This window comes from Cupriavidus pauculus, from assembly GCF_003854935.1.
Taxonomy (GTDB): Bacteria; Pseudomonadota; Gammaproteobacteria; order Burkholderiales; family Burkholderiaceae; genus Cupriavidus; species Cupriavidus pauculus_C.
Genome location: NZ_CP033970.1, coordinates 150046 through 165013, shown reverse-complemented (window position 1 = coordinate 165013; position 14968 = coordinate 150046). Strand labels below are relative to the sequence as shown.

The 14968-nt window shown below is 69.9% G+C and carries 16 protein-coding genes; 6 read left to right on the top strand and 10 right to left on the bottom strand.

Annotation, left to right across the window (positions count from 1 at the left end; genetic code table 11):
* Positions 1 to 49 precede the first annotated feature (49 nt).
* A complete protein-coding gene (locus EHF44_RS18950) occupies positions 50 to 520 on the top strand; it encodes a response regulator (protein WP_124685290.1) in 471 nt (156 codons plus the stop codon).
* Between the two features lie 120 nt (positions 521 to 640).
* On the opposite strand, the gene lpdA is transcribed toward EHF44_RS18950, so the two are convergent.
* From lpdA to EHF44_RS18935, 3 genes are all read right to left on the bottom strand, one after another.
* Complete coding sequence (gene lpdA, locus EHF44_RS18945; protein ID WP_124685289.1) at positions 641 to 2443, bottom strand: dihydrolipoyl dehydrogenase; 1803 nt, start codon at positions 2441 to 2443, stop codon at positions 641 to 643.
* 173 nt (positions 2444 to 2616) lie between these two features.
* Complete coding sequence (locus EHF44_RS18940) at positions 2617 to 3351, bottom strand: SDR family NAD(P)-dependent oxidoreductase (RefSeq protein WP_124685288.1); 735 nt, start codon at positions 3349 to 3351, stop codon at positions 2617 to 2619.
* 160 nt (positions 3352 to 3511) lie between these two features.
* A complete protein-coding gene (locus EHF44_RS18935) occupies positions 3512 to 4423 on the bottom strand; it encodes a LysR family transcriptional regulator (RefSeq protein WP_124685287.1) in 912 nt (303 codons plus the stop codon).
* A gap of 168 nt (positions 4424 to 4591) precedes the next feature.
* Here EHF44_RS18935 and EHF44_RS18930 point away from each other — a divergent pair, with 168 nt between their 5' ends.
* Both EHF44_RS18930 and EHF44_RS18925 read left to right on the top strand, forming a co-directional pair.
* Complete coding sequence (locus EHF44_RS18930; RefSeq protein WP_124685286.1) at positions 4592 to 5056, top strand: RidA family protein; 465 nt, start codon at positions 4592 to 4594, stop codon at positions 5054 to 5056.
* Between the two features lie 180 nt (positions 5057 to 5236).
* A complete protein-coding gene (locus tag EHF44_RS18925; RefSeq protein WP_124685285.1) occupies positions 5237 to 5431 on the top strand; it encodes a hypothetical protein in 195 nt (64 codons plus the stop codon).
* Positions 5432 to 5445: 14 nt separating this feature from the next.
* Here the strand turns inward: EHF44_RS18925 and EHF44_RS18920 are convergent, their stop codons facing one another.
* From EHF44_RS18920 to EHF44_RS18905, 4 genes are read right to left on the bottom strand one after another with little or no spacing between them, the layout of a single operon-like run.
* Positions 5446 to 6186, bottom strand: coding sequence for an SDR family oxidoreductase (locus EHF44_RS18920; RefSeq protein ID WP_124685284.1), 741 nt, complete (start codon positions 6184 to 6186; stop codon positions 5446 to 5448).
* 42 nt (positions 6187 to 6228) lie between these two features.
* Positions 6229 to 7845 carry a DHA2 family efflux MFS transporter permease subunit gene (locus EHF44_RS18915; protein ID WP_124685283.1) on the bottom strand — a complete coding sequence of 539 codons (1617 nt, stop codon included), beginning with the start codon at positions 7843 to 7845 and terminating at the stop codon, positions 6229 to 6231.
* Positions 7842 to 8990, bottom strand: coding sequence for an HlyD family secretion protein (locus EHF44_RS18910; protein WP_124685282.1), 1149 nt, complete (start codon positions 8988 to 8990; stop codon positions 7842 to 7844). The genes EHF44_RS18915 and EHF44_RS18910 overlap by 4 nt, the downstream gene beginning before the upstream one ends.
* Positions 8991 to 9022: 32 nt before the next feature.
* Positions 9023 to 9565 carry a winged helix-turn-helix transcriptional regulator gene (locus tag EHF44_RS18905; protein ID WP_124685281.1) on the bottom strand — a complete coding sequence of 181 codons (543 nt, stop codon included), beginning with the start codon at positions 9563 to 9565 and terminating at the stop codon, positions 9023 to 9025.
* Between the two features lie 110 nt (positions 9566 to 9675).
* On the opposite strand from EHF44_RS18905, the gene EHF44_RS18900 reads away from it, so the two are divergent.
* The gene (locus tag EHF44_RS18900) at positions 9676 to 11133 is read left to right on the top strand and encodes an efflux transporter outer membrane subunit (protein ID WP_124685280.1); all 1458 of its coding nucleotides are present in this window, start codon (positions 9676 to 9678) and stop codon (positions 11131 to 11133) included.
* Between the two features lie 16 nt (positions 11134 to 11149).
* On the opposite strand, the gene EHF44_RS18895 is transcribed toward EHF44_RS18900, so the two are convergent.
* Positions 11150 to 11359, bottom strand: a complete 210-nt coding sequence (locus tag EHF44_RS18895) for a DUF2945 domain-containing protein (RefSeq protein WP_124685279.1) — start codon at positions 11357 to 11359, stop codon at positions 11150 to 11152.
* A 154-nt stretch (positions 11360 to 11513) separates the two neighbouring features.
* Between EHF44_RS18895 and EHF44_RS18890 the strand changes: the two genes are divergently transcribed.
* Positions 11514 to 12431, top strand: coding sequence for a YihY/virulence factor BrkB family protein (locus tag EHF44_RS18890; RefSeq protein ID WP_409559002.1), 918 nt, complete (start codon positions 11514 to 11516; stop codon positions 12429 to 12431).
* A gap of 62 nt (positions 12432 to 12493) precedes the next feature.
* Here EHF44_RS18890 and EHF44_RS18885 read toward each other — a convergent pair whose 3' ends face one another.
* A complete protein-coding gene (locus EHF44_RS18885) occupies positions 12494 to 12943 on the bottom strand; it encodes a DUF3597 domain-containing protein (protein WP_124685278.1) in 450 nt (149 codons plus the stop codon).
* A 91-nt stretch (positions 12944 to 13034) separates the two neighbouring features.
* Complete coding sequence (locus EHF44_RS18880; protein ID WP_124685277.1) at positions 13035 to 13763, bottom strand: IclR family transcriptional regulator; 729 nt, start codon at positions 13761 to 13763, stop codon at positions 13035 to 13037.
* A gap of 166 nt (positions 13764 to 13929) precedes the next feature.
* Here EHF44_RS18880 and EHF44_RS18875 point away from each other — a divergent pair, with 166 nt between their 5' ends.
* On the top strand, positions 13930 to 14910 hold the full coding sequence (locus EHF44_RS18875; RefSeq protein ID WP_124685276.1) for a tripartite tricarboxylate transporter substrate binding protein: 981 nt from the start codon (positions 13930 to 13932) through the stop codon (positions 14908 to 14910).
* Positions 14911 to 14968 lie beyond the last annotated feature (58 nt).

Below are 14968 nucleotides of genomic sequence, written 5' to 3'. Positions count from 1 at the left end.
GCCGACGTTTCCGCCACCGCGCGGCCAGGCCAGCCGCGACAATCGTGGCATGCCTTCGCACGTCGTCCAACCTGCTTCCACGCTCGTCTCTACCGCCGATGCCAGCCCGTCCGGCGCGCCCGCGGCCGCGCCGCCGCCGCTGCCGCGCGTGGTGATTGCCGAGGACCATCCCGCCTATCTGCTGATGATGCAGGAGCAACTGCTGCGTATTGGCGGCTGCGAGGTGGTGGCCTGCGCGCGTGGCGACGACGCCTGGGCCGCGTGGCGGCAGGGCGGGGCGGCGCTGCTGCTGACCGACGTCGGGTTGCCCGGCATGGATGGCCTGGCGCTGGTGCGCGCGGTGCGGCAGGCGGCGCAGGCGCAAGGGTCGCGCGTGCGCATCGTCGTCATTACCGTCAGCATCACCGAGGCGCTGCGGCGTGACTGCCGGGCCGCCGGCGCGGACCTCTTGCTCGAAAAGCCCGTGGGCCTGCGCGCGATGACCGCGCTGGTGCAGCGCTTCGCGGCCGGGCCGGGCTAGTCAGCCGCGCCAGGCCGAGCTGCGGATCACGCTCAGTTGCTGGACGTATCGGGGCCGCTCGATGTCTTTGCCGAAGCCGGCGGAATACCGCACGCGCTTTGTCTCGGCGCTGGACTAGCGCTACATATTTAGCGCCCGCTTCTGCACCGCCAGCGCGGCCTCGCGCATGACCTCGGACAGCGACGGGTGCGGATGGCTGATGATGCCGATGTCCTCGGACGCGGCCTTGAACTCCAGCGCCGCCACGCCCTCGGCGATCAGGTCCGAGGCATTGGCCGAGATGATGTGCACGCCCAGCAGCTCGTCGGTCTGCGCGTCGGCAATCATCTTGATGAAGCCGTCCGGCCGGCCCATGCCCATTGCGCGGCCGTTGGCCTGCATCGGGAACTGGCCGGTGCGGTACGCGCGGCCTTCGGCCTTGAGCTGGGCCTCGGTCTTGCCCACCCACGCGATTTCGGGCTCGGTGTAGATCACCCACGGGATGCAGTTGTAGTCGATGTGCGGCTTCTGGCCGTCGATGATCTCGGCCACCATCACGCCTTCGTCCTCGGCCTTGTGGGCCAGCATCGGGCCGCGCACCACATCGCCGATGGCGTAGATGCCGGGCACCGTGGTGCGGCAGTGATCGTCCACGGGGATGAAGCCGCGCGCGTCGGCGGCCAGGCCCACGGCGTCCAGGCCCAGGTCGTCGGTGTTCGGCACGCGGCCGATCGACACGATCAGGCGGTCGGCTTCGAGCTTCTGCTCGGCGCCGTCCTTGTCCTTGTAGGCGATGCTGACGCCCTTGGCCTTCGCCTTGACCTCGCCGATGGTGACGCCCAGGTGGATCGTCAGCCCCTGCTTCTTGAACAGCTTGGCCGCCTCCTTGGCGATGGCTTCGTCGACGCTGCCCAGGAACGTCGGCAGCGCTTCCAGGATCGTCACCTCGGCGCCCAGCCGGCGCCAGACCGAGCCCAGCTCCAGCCCGATCACGCCCGCGCCGATCACGGCCAGCCGCTTGGGCACGGTGTCGAACGACAACGCGCCCTCGTTGTCGGAGACGATCTTGTTGTCCACCGGCACGCCGGGCAGGTGGCGCGCCTTGGAGCCCGTGGCGATGATCACGTTGCGCGCCGTGTAGGGCTTGGTATTGCCCGCTTCGCCGGCCTCGACGGTGACCACGCCGTCCGCGCCCCGGCCCTTGAGCTTGCCATGGCCCTTGATCCACGTGACCTTGTTCTTGCGGAACAGGAATTCCACGCCGCCCGTGAACTTGTCGACGATGGCGGCCTTGCGCCGGATCATCTGCGGCAGGTCCAGCGTCACGCCCTTGATCTGCACCCCGTGGTCGGCCATGCCGTGCTGGGCGTGCTCGAAATGCTCGGACGACGCCAGCAGCGCCTTGCTGGGAATGCAGCCCACGTTCAGGCAGGTGCCGCCCAGGCGCGGCTTGCCGGCCTCGTCCTTCCATTCCTCGATGCAGGCCACGGTCTTGCCAAGCTGCGCGGCGCGGATGGCGGCGATGTAGCCGCCCGGGCCGGAGCCGATCACGATCACGTCGAAATCGGCCTGCGCCGACGCGCTGGCGCCACCGGCGACCGGTGCCGGTGCGGCGGCGGGAGCGGGCGCCGGGGCAGCCTGGGACGCGGCCGGTGCCGGGGCGGGGGCCGCTGCCTTGGGCGCCGGGGCCGGCGCGGCCTTGCCTTCGGTATCGACCACGGCAATCACCTCGTCGGCATGCACCGTGGCCCCGTCGGGCTTGACGATCTGGGCCAGCACGCCGTTGTCGGGGCAAGGCACCTCCAGCGTCACCTTGTCGGTTTCCAGCTCCACCAGGATCTCGTCGCGCTGCACGGCCTCGCCGGGCTTTTTCTTCCACTGGATCAGCGTGGCTTCCGAGACGGATTCGGAAAGCTGGGGCACCTTCACTTCTATCGTGGCCATGGTCGGGGGGTTCCGGGTGAGGAAAACCTCCAGTCTAGGAGACCGGGCCTCCACCCACACGCCGCGCGACCAAGGGTTTACCCGTGTCCGGACGCCAGACAGGACAACGGCCCACCGGGCGCGGCGGGCCGTCGGCAGGCAGGCCGGGGTGGCCTGCCGGCTGGCGCGGTGGGTCAGTGGCCGGCGCTCTGGCCGCCGTCGACGTGCAGGATCTCGCCGGTCACGAACGGCGCCGATTCCAGGAACAGCACGGCCTCGGCGATATCGCTCATTTCGCCCATGCGGCCCATCGGGTGGAGCGCGCCCAGCGCCGCGTGGGTTTCCGGTGCGTGCATCGGCGACTTGATGATGCCGGGCGACACCGCGTTGACGCGGATGCCGCGCTTGGCGTACTCGACGGCCAGCGACTTGGTGGCCGCGTTGATGCCGCCCTTGGTCAGCGACGCCAGCACCGACGGCACGCCGTCGATGGCATGGTCGACGAGGCTCGTGGTGATGCTGACCACGTGGCCGCTGCCCTGCTTTTCCATCTGCGCGATGGCAAGCTGCGTGATGTGGAAGAAGCCGGCCAGGTTCACGCCGGTCTTGGCGGCGTAGTCCTCGGCCGTGTAGGCCGTGAACGGCTTGGCGATGAAGATGCCGGCGTTGTTGACCAGCGCGTCGACGCGGCCAAAGCGCTCGATGGCCTGCCCGACCACGCGCCGCGCGGTCTCCGGGTCGGCGATGTCGCCCGGCACGGCCAGCACGTCCGCATCGTCGGGCTGCTGGATGCCGCGGGCCGTGGCCACGACGCGGTAGCCGCGCTGGCGGTATGCCTTGACCAGCTCGGCGCCGATGCCTTGCGAGGCGCCCGTGACGATGGCGACCTTCTGGGTGGTGGTGGGGGTGGTGGTTTGCGTGGTGCTCATGATGTGCCTCGTTTGTCTGGATGACCTTGGCGTCCTTGCCAATCGAACCGTCGTGGTCGATGGCTGGAAATGTAGGTGAGGCGGGCGGGGGATTGAACGGCACCACGGCACAAACACTTGTGCGCGCCGGTAACAAGTGGCCGGCGCGCGGCCGTGTCAGCTACGCGGAAAACTTCTCGACCAGGAAGTCGACGAAGGCGCGCACGCGGCGCGAGACGTGGCGGGCGTGCGGATAGAGCAGGACGAACGGCCGCGTGCTGCCGCCAAAGGCCTGCAGCACCTCGACCAGCGTGCCGTCGCGCAGGTCCTGCTCCACGACGAAGCGGTAGGTCTGGAACAGCCCGGCGCCGGCGCGGGCCAGCGTGGCGCCGCCCAGCGCGTCCTCGGACGTGCCATACGAGCCCGTGGTGACCACGTCGACGTCCTCGCCGTCCTGGCGGAACGTCCATGGAATGCGGCGCCCGCTGCTGGGCCGCTCGAACTGGATGCACGCGTGGGCCAGCAGGTCGTCCAGCGTGGCCGGCGTGCCGTGGCGCTTCAGGTAGGCCGGCGTGCCCACCACCACCATCTCGGCGTCTTCGAGCTTGCGGGCGATCAGCGTGGAATCGTCGGGCGCGCGGCCTCGCACCGAGAGGTCGTAGGTATCGTCGGCAAAGTCGACGTTGCGGTTGCTGATGTGGACGTCGATGTCCACGTCCGGGTAGCGCTCGCGGAATTCGGGCAGCACAGGCAGCACGCGGTAGTGCGCGTAGGGCGTGGGCAGGCTGATGCGCAGCCGGCCGGCCGGCGTGGCGTGCTGGCCGCTGATCTGCCGCTCGGCGTCCACCAGCTGCGCCAGCGCCTGGCGGGTTTCCTCGAAGTAGGTGCGGCCCTCGTCGGTCAGCCGGATCTGGCGCGTGGTGCGCACGAACAGCCGGACCGCCAGCCGTTCCTCCAGCCGCGACACGCTGCGGCTGACCGCCGCCGGCGTCACGCCCGCCGCCACCGCGGCCGCCGTGAAGCTGCCCAGTTCGGCTGCCAGGCAGAAGAGTTCGATGCTGCCAAGCTGGAGGTCGTCGAATTGGCGCTTCATGGTCGGGGCGGCAGGGGAGGCAGGGGCGATGGCCGCCAGTGTATGCGATGGCCCGCCGGGCGGCCGATTTGTTCCATGGCGTATCAATCGATGTTCCCGCCGGCCCGTTCCTCGCCAGCGGCCCGGCGCCTATAGTCATCCGCAACCCCAACCTTCCACGGAGTCACCATGACCGTCGCATCGAAACTGGCCGCGCTGGGCCTGACCCTGCCCCCGCCGCCGCGGCCGCTGGGCCGCTACACCGCCGTGAGCCAGGCCGGCGACCTGCTGTTCATCTCCGGCCAGTTGCCGCTGCGCGACGGGCAGGTGGTCTGGCAGGGCCAGGTTGGCAAGGACCTGACCGTGGAGCAGGGCAGGCAGGCCGCGCAGTTGGCGGCGCTGAACGTGCTGGCGCAGATCGACGCCCATCTGGGCGGCTTTGCGCGGCTGGACCACATCGTGCGGGTGGAAGGCTACGTGACCAGCGCGCCCGGCATGCTGGAACAGCCGGCCGTGATCGACGGGGCGTCCGAACTGTTTGCCGAGGTGCTGGGCGACCAGGCCGGCCACGCGCGCGCGGTCTACGCGCAGAGCCAGCAGCCCGGCAACGCGGCCGTGATCCTGGTCGTCATCGCGCAGGTCAGGCCCGCGTAGTAGAACTCCGGGGCGCCCAGGGTGCCCCGGTCGGGTCGGCACCCTATCCGAACGGATGAGACGGATAAGCGACTGGCTGGGTGGCCCGAGCCTCTCGTACAGCAGCCAGCGCGGCGTGCAGGCGATAGCATCGAAGCCATTGGTCCTTATCGCTCGTCCTTATCGCTCCGAGGTGCTGGCATGACGCTTTCCGTGGTTGCCCCGACGTTGTTCCTCGAAACCAGCCGCCGCTATCTGCTGGCGACGCCCATGCCCGCCCCGGCGCCCGCGCGCCCGGCGCTGGACACCACGTGGCAGCCCCGCGTCGATGACGGCCGGTTCAGCAGCAGCCGCGCCGCGCCGCTGGCCCCGTGGCCGGCCGACCCGCGCGCGTGAAGCGCGACGGCGGGCTACCAGCGTTCCATGTACGGCCGCAGGTCCAGCTCGAACGTCCAGGCGTCGCGCGGCTGCGTGTGCAGATACCAGTAGTTGTCGGCGATGTGCTCGGGGTTCAGGATGCCGTCCTGGTCCTTGAGCGCGTAGCGGTCCGGGAACGTGTCGCGGATGAACGCGGTGTCGATGGCGCCGTCCACCACCACGTGGGCCACGTGGATGTTGCGCGGCCCCAGCTCGCGCGCCATGCTCTGCGCCAGCGCGCGCAGCGCGTGCTTGGCGCCGGCAAACGCGGCAAAGTTGGCACTGCCGCGCAGCGCGGCCGTGGCCCCGGTGAACAGGATCGTGCCCCGGCCCCGCGCCACCATCCGGCGCGCGGCGGCCTGCGCGGTCAGGAAGCCGCCAAAGCAGGCCATCTCCCAGATCTTGAAGTACTTGCGCGGCGTCTCTTCCAGGATGCTGCACGGCACGTTGGCGCCGATGTTGAAGACCAGCACCTCCACCGGGCCATGCTCGGCCTCGATCTGGTCGAATAGCTGCGCCACCGCGTCTTCCTGCCGCGCATCGCTGGCGTAGCCGAACGCCTGGCCGCCATCGGCGCGGATGCGGTCCACCAGCGGCTGCAGCTTGTCCGCCGATCGGCGCGTGACGCAGGCGATGTAGCCCTCGCGCGCAAAGCGCCGCGCAATGGCGCCGCCCGTGGCGTCGCCCGCGCCGATGACCAGGGCAACCTTCGCTGGGGATGGGGGGGTCGTCATGTCGTCTCCATGGGTGTTTTCGACAGTGTAGGGGGCCGCCGGTCAGTGTGCATCGGCCGATGGCGCCTTGGGCGGGGCAATCCTGCGCATCAGCGGCACCAGCGGGATGGCCACGACAAAGCAGACCAGGATGACCAGGAACGCATCGGCATAGGTCAGCGTATGGGCCTCGCGCATGACCAGCGTCCAGAGCTGGCGCACGGCGGCGGCGTGGCCGTCGGTCACCTCGTTGCCCAGCGCCGACAGGTGGGCCGTGCTGTTGCCCAGGAACTCGGCCATGGCCTCGTTGCGGATGTTCAGATGCTCGGCCAGCCGCAGGAAATGCAGGTTCGTGCGGTCGTTCAGGATCGTCCCGCACACGGCGATGCCGATGGCGCCGCCCAGGTTGCGCATCAGGTTGAACAGGCCGGAAGCCAGCTTCAGCCGCGCTGGCGGCAGCGCGCCCAGCGTCAGCGTGACCGTGGGCGCCACCGCGAACTGCTGGCCCATGCCGCGCAGCGCCTGCGGCAGCAGCAGCTCCGTGCTGCCCCAGTCATGCGTGATCGGCGCAAAGCTCCACATCGACAGCGCGAACATCGACAGGCCCACCATCAGCAGCCAGCGCAGGTCCACGCGGTTGGCCAGATACGAGTAGAGCGGGATCGACATCACCTGGAACACGCCCGTGGAGAAGATAGCCAGCCCGGTCTGCAGCGCGCTGTAGCCGCGCACCTGGCCCAGGAACAGCGGCGTCAGGTAGATGGTGGCGAAGATGCCGATGCCGGTGACGAACGAGAAGAAACAGCCCAGCGCGAAATTGCGGTCTTTCAGCGCGCGCAGGTCCACCACGGGGTTGGCGTACGTCAGCGAGCGCCACAGGAACGCCGCCCCGGCGATGCCGGAGATCCACGCGGTGGCGACGATGGTCGGGTCGCCGAACCAGTCCCAGCGCGGGCCTTCTTCCAGCGTGTATTCCAGGCAGCCCAGCGACAGCGCCAGCAGCAGCATGCCCAGGTAGTCGGCGCCCTTGAGCAGCGACCAGTCGGGCTGGTCGATCTTCACCAGGACCGGCACCATGACCGTGACGAAGATGCCCGGCACGAGGTTGATGAAGAACAGCCAGTGCCACGAGTAGTTGTCGGTGATCCAGCCGCCGATGGTGGGGCCCAGCGTGGGCGCCAGCGACGCCAGCCCGCCCACGATGGCCGCCGCCGCCACGCGCTGGCGCCCGGCGAAGAACGCGAACGCGGTGGTGAAGACCATCGGGATCATCGACCCGCCCAGAAAGCCCTGCGCCGCGCGAAAGGCGATCATGCTGTCGATGTTCCACGCCACGCCGCACAGCAGGCTGGTCAGCGTGAAGCCGGCCGCGGACGCCGAGAACAGCCAGCGCGTGGACATCACGCGCGCCAGCCAGCCCGACAGCGGGATCACGATGATCTCCGCGATCAGGTACGCGGTCTGCACCCAGACCGTCTCGTCGGTGCCCGCCGACAGCCCGCCGCCGATGTCGCGCAGCGACGCGGACACGATCTGGATGTCGAGCAGCGCGATGAACATGCCCACGCACATCGTGCCGAACGCCAGCACGCGCGTGGCGATGGGCAGTTCGGCGGGGGAAGGCAGCGCGGGCGGGGCGGGCACGGTGGCGCCGGGTCCGGCAGCGACGGCGGTGCTCATGGCTTGCCCGGTGCGGCGGTGGCCACGTCAGCGGTGTCGGTGCGGCCCGCGTGGGTGTCGATCTCGGCCACGACCGACAGGCCCGGCCGCAGCACGCCCAGCCGCGCGTCGGCATCGTCGAGCACGATCCGCACCGGCACGCGCTGGACGATCTTGGTGAAGTTGCCGGTGGCGTTCTCGGGCGGCAGCACGCTGAACTGGGCGCCCGTGGCCGGCGCCAGGCTTTCCACGCGGCCGTGGAAGACCTTGCCGGGCAGCACGTCGGCCACGATCGTGGCGCGCATGCCGGGCTGCATATGCGCGAGCTGGCCTTCCTTGAAGTTCGCATCGACCCAGAGGCCGCGCGCCGGCACGATCGACAGCAACTGTCCGCCGCTGGCCGCATAGGCACCCACGCGCGCGCGGCGGTTGCCGACGGTGCCGTCCACGGGCGCGCGCAGTTCCGTGTAGCTCAGGTTCAGCCGTGCGATGTCGCGCTCGGCCACGGCCTGCGCCAGCGCGGCTTCGGCCTGCTGCTTCTGCGTGGCGATCACGTCGAGCTGCCGGCGCGCGGCCTCCGCGCTGGCCTTGGCCTTCTGGCCGTGGGCCAGCGACTGCTTGAAATCGGCGTCTGCCTTCTGCGCGCTCTGGATCGACACGGCCGACTTGGCCACCAGGCTGGCGTAGCGCGTCTGGTCGTCGCGGGCGCGCAGGGTTTCGGCGTCGGCGGCCGTCACGCCGGCGCGGGCCTCGGCGATCACGGCGTCCTGCAACCGGGCGCGGGCATCCAGGTTGGCGATCAGGGCCTGCTGCGCGGCCACGGCGCCCTCGGCCCGGGCCAGCGCGGCGCGGTAGTCGCGGTCGTCGATGCGGGCCAGCACGTCGCCGGCGCGCACGGCCTGGTTGTCGGTCACGCGCACCTCGGTCAGGTAGCCGGGCACCTTGGCGGCAATCAGCGTGACGTCGCCGCCCACGTAGGCGTCGTCGGTCTCCTGCACGAACCGCGCGTCGGTCCACCAGTGGTAGCCATAGCCAGCCGCGGCCAGCACCACCAGCGCGGCGCCGGCGCGGATCAGCAGGGCCTTGCGGCCGGGTCTGGCGGGCTGGGCCGTGGGGGTGGCGGCGCCTGCGGGCACGCGGTCGGCGGTCGTCGTACTGCTTGTCATGGGAAACGCTCCGTAGCGGCAACGCGCCTTTGTCAGGCGCGGGAAGTCGGGGATGAAGAAGGGGTGGGATGCGATGCGGGCGGCGTGCCGGGCGGGGCCGAACGTGCCAGCCGCGCGCGCAGGGCCGGGCTGGCGGCGTCGCCGGCGGCGATGTAGTGGTCGGTCTCGGTGATGCGCTGGCCCGTATCGGCATCGACCAGCGCGATGCGCACGGTGCGCCCGGTCTGGCGCTCCACCAGCCGCACCGTGCCGGTCTGGTCCGCGAAATGGCGGTCGCCCCAGTCCATCAGCGTCAGCAGCACGGGCCGGAAATCGCGGCCCCGGGCGGTCAGCACGTACTCGTCGCGCGGCGGGTGGGCGCAGTACGGGCGGCGCGCCAGCAATCCTTCGTCGACCAGGCTGTTCAGCCGCCGGGTCAGCATGTTCGGCGCGATGCCGAGCCGCTTCTGGAAGTCGTCGAAGCGGGCGGTGCCGTAGAACGCCTCGCGCAGGATCAGCACCGACCACGTGTCGCCCACCCGTGCAATCGCCCGCGCCGTCGGGCAGGCGCCGTCCTTGTGCGCGGTTTTCTGCATCGCTCGGTCTCCCGCAAGAAATTGGTTGCTATCAATATGAAAGTTAGTCTAGGCTAGTCGCTATCAAGATGCAACTAACTTTTTGCATCGATCTGACGAAAGGAACGGAAATGACGGAGCAGACACAGGGCAGGGGGCGCCGCGCGACAACGCTGGCGGCGGCGTTGGCCGCGATGTTCGGCATGGCGGCGTGCGCGGTGGGCCCCGACTACCGGGCGCCCGCCACGGCCATGCCGCAGGTCTACCCGCACGCGGCCGCGCTGGCGGCGATCAACGAGGCACGGCCGCCGGTCTCGCTCGATACCTGGTGGGACGGGTTTGCCGATCCGCAGCTCACGCGGATCGTCCAGCGCGCGCTGGATCAGAACCTGGATCTGGCGGCGTCGCTGGCGCGGGTGGAGCAGGCGCGCGCGGCGGCCCGGTTTGCTGGCGCCGAACTGCTGCCGCAGGCCAGTGCCTACGGCGACGTCACGAAGCAGCGCCAGTCACTGGAAAGCCCGCTTGGCAAGATCGGCAGCACGCTGCCCGGCTACACGCGCGGGCAGACGCTCTACGCGGTGGGCGCGGCGGCCACGTGGGAAATCGACCTCGCGGGCGGGCTGCGGCGCGGCGCCGAGGCGGCCGATGCCGAGTGGCAGGCCGCGCAGGCCAGCCACGTGGGTGTGCGGATCCTGGTGGCCGCCGAAGCCGCCGACGCGTACTTCCGCGTGCGGGCCGCGCAGGACCGTATCGCCATCGCGCGGCAGCAGGAGACGACGGACCAGCGGCTGCTGGAACTGGTGCGGCTGCGGCTGGCCGATGGCATTGGCGCCGAGCGCGAACTGGCGCAGGCGGAAGCCCGCGTGGCGCAGACGCGCGTCACGATCCCGCCGTTGCGGATCGAACTGGACACGCAACTGAACCGGCTGGACGTGCTGATGGGCGCGCAGCCGGGCACCTATGCCGCTGAACTGCGCGAGGCGCCGGCGGCGCTGACGGTGCCGCAGGTGGCGCTGGCGCAGGGGCCGGCCAACCTGCTGCAACGGCGCCCCGACGTGATCGCGGCCGAGCGCCGGCTGGCGGCGTCGAACGCGCGGATCGGCGTGGCGACGGCCGAGTATTACCCCAAGCTGTCGCTGTCGGCGCTGCTGGGCTTCGAAAGCCTGTCGGCCGGCAAGCTGTTCACCGCGCAGGCATTCCAGCCCGCCGCCACGGCCGGCCTGCGCTGGCGGCTGTTCGATTTCGGCCGCGTGGACGCCGAGGTGGCCGGCGCCAACGGGGCCTACGCGGAAGCGCTGGCCGGGTATCGCCGGGCCATGCTGCAGGCCACCGAGGACGTGGAGAACGCGCTGGTCACGCTGACGCAGCTCGACGCCCAGCGGGTGGAACTCGACAAGGAGGTATCGGCGCACGAGCGGGCGCGCAATGCGTCCGAGGAGGCGTACAAGGGCGGCGCCGTCAGCCTGTTCGAGGTGCTGGAGGAAGACCGGCAACTGCTGGCCGCCCGCGACCAGCAGGCCCGCGTGCGCGCCGACAACGCACGCGCGGCGGTAGCGGCCTTCCGTGCGCTGGGCGGTGGCTGGTCGTAGCCCGGCGGCGGGCCGGTCAGCGCGCCTTCTTCAGCGCCCCGGCCTTGTGGATCGCCTTCTTGCCGGTCTTGGCGCTGCGCACCTCGTACTGCGGGTCCTTGGCCGACGCCTTGGCCACGTGGCCGCCCGCCTTGGCGGTGCCGGTCACCTTGCGCGTGACGGTGCCTTCGGTCTGGCCCTGCGAGGTCTGCCACTTGACCTTGTCGCCCTTCGAGATCGTCGCCATGGCGTGCTCCTGGCATGTGGATGATGTGGCAATGCACATGCAATGGCCATGCCGGTACGCCCCCGGCGCGGCGCATGTCAGACCGTGACCGATACCCGTGCGCGGCATCGGCCACTAGGCTTCAGACAGGCAGCGCCAGCGAAGGAGGGCGACGATGCAACGCGAGCTCATGGCCGGACGGTCATTCGGTACTTTCTGGGTCCTGCTCAAGGACACGTTTTCCGCCTGGCTGGACGACTACGCGCCCAGCATGGGCGCCGCGCTGGCGTACTACACGATCTTCTCGGTGGCGCCGCTGCTGCTGATCGTGATTTCGGTGGCGGGGCTGGCCTTTGGCGCCGAGGCCGCGCGCGGCGCCGTGGTCGACCAGATTGGCGGCATGGTGGGCGAGGAAGGTGCCAAGGCTATCGAAAGCATGCTGGTATCGCTCAGTTCGCCGGAAAAAGGCACGCTGACCGCGCTGCTGAGCATGGTGACGCTGCTGGTGGGCGCCACCACGGTGTTCGCGGAATTGCAGGACGCACTGGACCGCATCTGGCGCGTGCCGGAGCGCAAGAAGCCGTCGGGCATCTGGGAACTGCTGCGCGCCCGGGTGCTGTCGTTCGGCATGATCCTCGGCATCGGCTTCCTGCTGATCGTGTCGCTCGTGGCCAGCGCCGCGCTGGCCGCCATCGGGCGGTACTGGTCGCCGATGCTGGGCGAGGGCGAGGCCATCGGCCACCTGATCGACATGGCGCTGAGCTTCGGGCTGGTGACCGTGGTGTTCGCGATGATCTACAAGATCATGCCGCACGCCGATGTGCGCTGGCCCGACGTGTGGCTTGGCGCCGTGGTCACGTCGGTGATGTTCACGGTGGGCAAGCTGCTGATCGGGCTGTACATCGGCAAGACCGGCGTGGCCACCGGCTACGGCGCGGCCGGGTCGCTGGTGGTGGTGCTGGTGTGGGTCTACTACTCCGCGCAGATCTTCCTGCTGGGGGCCGAGTTCACGTGGCTCTATGCCAACCGGTTCGGATCGCTGCGCAAGCGCGACACCGGGGGCGAACGCCAGGCCCCCACGCGCCGCGCCTGAGCGGCGGCCCGCCGTGCATTGCAGAAGCTGCGGTGCAATCTTGCACGGCGGGTGTCAGAAAGTCAGTCGGTCAGGTCCTTCGGCAGCTTGCCGCCATTGGCCGCCAGTTCCTGCATCACGCGCTTGTGGAGCCACATGTTCATGGCCGCCGAATCGTTGGTGTCGCCGGTGTAGTTCAGCTCCTTGGCCAGCGCCTTGCGGTGTTCCAGGCTGCTGTCGATGCCCAGCGCCTTGAGCGTGTCGACGATCGACGTGCGCCAGTTCAACGGCTGGCCGGCCTCGCTGGCGGCCTTGTCCATGACGGCCTCGACGTCCACCTGCGACAGCGGCTGCTGGCCCTGCGCCGGGGCACTCCCAGCGGGGGGCGTGGCACCCGGTGCCGGCGCGGCGGGGCTGGCGCCCGGTGCCGTGGTGCCCGGCGTGGCGCCGGGCGTGGCCGTAGCGGTGGTCTGCGCCGAGGCGGACTGGCCGCGGTGCAGCAGCTTGTTCAGGATGTCCTTGAAGATGCTCATTTCGGTCTCCGATAGGGTGGGCGGGACCTTGGCGCTGCAACTATCGTTCCGGGCGGGGCGGACGTGCCGATCATCGCGTCAGGCTGCCCGGTCAGTCCGATGCGCGCGCCGCCGCGCCGTAGACCTTCTCGCACCACAACGCGCTCGCACCCAGCCGGCGTGACAGCCTGGCGGCGGCCACGAGCTGCACGCGGGCGATGTCTGCACGGTTGGCCGCCTCCAGCCTGGACGCGGGGCCGGAGAGCGTCAGCGCGGCCATGAACTTGTCGCCGGCGCCGAACAGCGGGGTGGCAAACGCGGCGGTGTAGATGTCCCGGAAGCCCGAGGTGAACCACGGCAGCGGTTCCTCGCGGCGCGCGCTGGCATCGTCCTTTCCCCAGTACTTCAGCACCGATCCGATGGCCGTGTCGTCGAGCGGCAGGATGGTGCCCGGCAGCCGCGTCTCGCGCAGGCCCTCGCTGGGCTCCGCGCGATACAGGCACATGCGCTGCTCGTCGCCGTGCAGCACGTAGTACGACGCGCTTTCCTTCGTCGCCAGCGCCAGGTCCTGCAGCACCGGCTCGATCACGGTGCCGAGCTGGAACGACTGCTCGTAGAGCTTGCCCAGGTAGAGCAGGCGCGGGCCCAGCGCGTAGCGGCTGTCGGCCGTGCGCACCACGTAGCTCATCCGTTCCAGCGAATTCAGCAGCCGGAAGACCGTGGTCTTGTGCATGCCCGATGCGGTGGCCAGTTGCGCCAGCGACATGGTTGTCGCGCCGAGCCGGAAACAGTCCAGCAGCCCGAGTGCCTTCTCGACCGCTGCCACGCCGTGATTACTCATGTGTCCTTCCCCCGGATGCCATGCTAGCGATTGTACGATGTACAACGCGGTTTTGCACAGTACACGGGTTAACGATAATCGGAAGGCGAAGCGTACCGGACTATAGTGGTCGCATATTAATGAAACGCCGTTGTACAGAATACAACGTGTCAGACGGAGACAACTCATGCGTGCAGTGCGACCCCTGTTCTTTTCGATGTGTGCCCTGGCGGCGGCGCTGGCCGTGACGGCCGCGCCGGCCCGTGCCGCGTGGCCGGACGACCGGCCCATCGAGGTCTACGTCGGGTTTGCCGCCGGCGGCGGCACCGACCTGCTGGCCCGGGCCATGACGCCGTTCCTGCAGAAGCACCTGGGCGGCAAGGCGCGCATCGTCGTCGTGAACAAGCCGGGCGCGTCGGGCGAGATCGCCTACTCGGCGCTGTCCCGCGCGGCGGCCGACGGCTACACGATCGGCATCGTGTCCACGCCGTCGCTGCTGACCATCCCCATCCAGCGCAAGCCGAAGTACGACCCGGCCGCCATCGTGCCGCTGGCGCGCGTGATCGACGATCCGGCCATGTTCGTGGTGGCCGGCGACAGCAAGCTGGCGTCGATGGCCGACCTCGTGAAGCAGCTCAAGGCCAACCCCGAGGGTCTGTCGATAGGCAGCAACGGCATCGGCACCAACGGCCACATGGCAGCGCTGGCGCTGCAGCAGGCCACGGGTGCCAAGGTCAACCACATCCCGTTTGCCGGCACGTCGCAGACCAAGACCAGCCTGCTGGGCCACCACATCGACCTGATGGCGATGAGCACGACCGAGTTCACCGAGGCCGACCGCGCGTCGAAGGACGTGAAGGTGCTGGCCCAGCTGGGCGCCGAGCGCCGCCCCGGCCTGGTGGCCGACGTGCCGACGGCCCGCGAGCAGAAGCTGGACATCACGATTTCGTCCGAGCGCGGCTTTGCCGCCCCGCGCGGCCTGCCGCCGCAGATCGCCAAGCGCCTGCAGGACGCCATCGAGGCCACCACAAAGGACCCCGAGTTCCTGGCCCGCGCCGTCAACGAGGCGCGCGGTATCTCGTATCTGTCCGGCGCGGCGTGGACGCAGCACATGGCCACGCAGCGCGGCAAGTTCGAAAGCCTCTGGAAGATCGCGGCCACGAAGTAGGCGCCGACCCGCCGGTCCCCCGATTCCCGTATTCCCGTATTTCCGTATTCCCGTATTT

Coding starts and splice junctions, on each gene's coding strand:
- EHF44_RS18900 (WP_124685280.1), top strand. CDS start 9,676: ATGACGGAGCAGACACAGGGCAGGGGGCGCCGCGCGACAACGCTGGCG.
- EHF44_RS18925 (WP_124685285.1), top strand. CDS start 5,237: ATGACGCTTTCCGTGGTTGCCCCGACGTTGTTCCTCGAAACCAGCCGC.
- EHF44_RS18895 (WP_124685279.1), bottom strand. CDS start 11,359: ATGGCGACGATCTCGAAGGGCGACAAGGTCAAGTGGCAGACCTCGCAG.
- EHF44_RS18885 (WP_124685278.1), bottom strand. CDS start 12,943: ATGAGCATCTTCAAGGACATCCTGAACAAGCTGCTGCACCGCGGCCAG.
- lpdA (WP_124685289.1), bottom strand. CDS start 2,443: ATGGCCACGATAGAAGTGAAGGTGCCCCAGCTTTCCGAATCCGTCTCG.
- EHF44_RS18915 (WP_124685283.1), bottom strand. CDS start 7,845: ATGAGCACCGCCGTCGCTGCCGGACCCGGCGCCACCGTGCCCGCCCCG.
- EHF44_RS18940 (WP_124685288.1), bottom strand. CDS start 3,351: ATGAGCACCACGCAAACCACCACCCCCACCACCACCCAGAAGGTCGCC.
- EHF44_RS18930 (WP_124685286.1), top strand. CDS start 4,592: ATGACCGTCGCATCGAAACTGGCCGCGCTGGGCCTGACCCTGCCCCCG.
- EHF44_RS18910 (WP_124685282.1), bottom strand. CDS start 8,990: ATGACAAGCAGTACGACGACCGCCGACCGCGTGCCCGCAGGCGCCGCC.
- EHF44_RS18920 (WP_124685284.1), bottom strand. CDS start 6,186: ATGACGACCCCCCCATCCCCAGCGAAGGTTGCCCTGGTCATCGGCGCG.
- EHF44_RS18880 (WP_124685277.1), bottom strand. CDS start 13,763: ATGAGTAATCACGGCGTGGCAGCGGTCGAGAAGGCACTCGGGCTGCTG.
- EHF44_RS18905 (WP_124685281.1), bottom strand. CDS start 9,565: ATGCAGAAAACCGCGCACAAGGACGGCGCCTGCCCGACGGCGCGGGCG.
- EHF44_RS18890 (WP_409559002.1), top strand. CDS start 11,514: ATGCAACGCGAGCTCATGGCCGGACGGTCATTCGGTACTTTCTGGGTC.
- EHF44_RS18935 (WP_124685287.1), bottom strand. CDS start 4,423: ATGAAGCGCCAATTCGACGACCTCCAGCTTGGCAGCATCGAACTCTTC.
- EHF44_RS18875 (WP_124685276.1), top strand. CDS start 13,930: ATGCGTGCAGTGCGACCCCTGTTCTTTTCGATGTGTGCCCTGGCGGCG.
- EHF44_RS18950 (WP_124685290.1), top strand. CDS start 50: ATGCCTTCGCACGTCGTCCAACCTGCTTCCACGCTCGTCTCTACCGCC.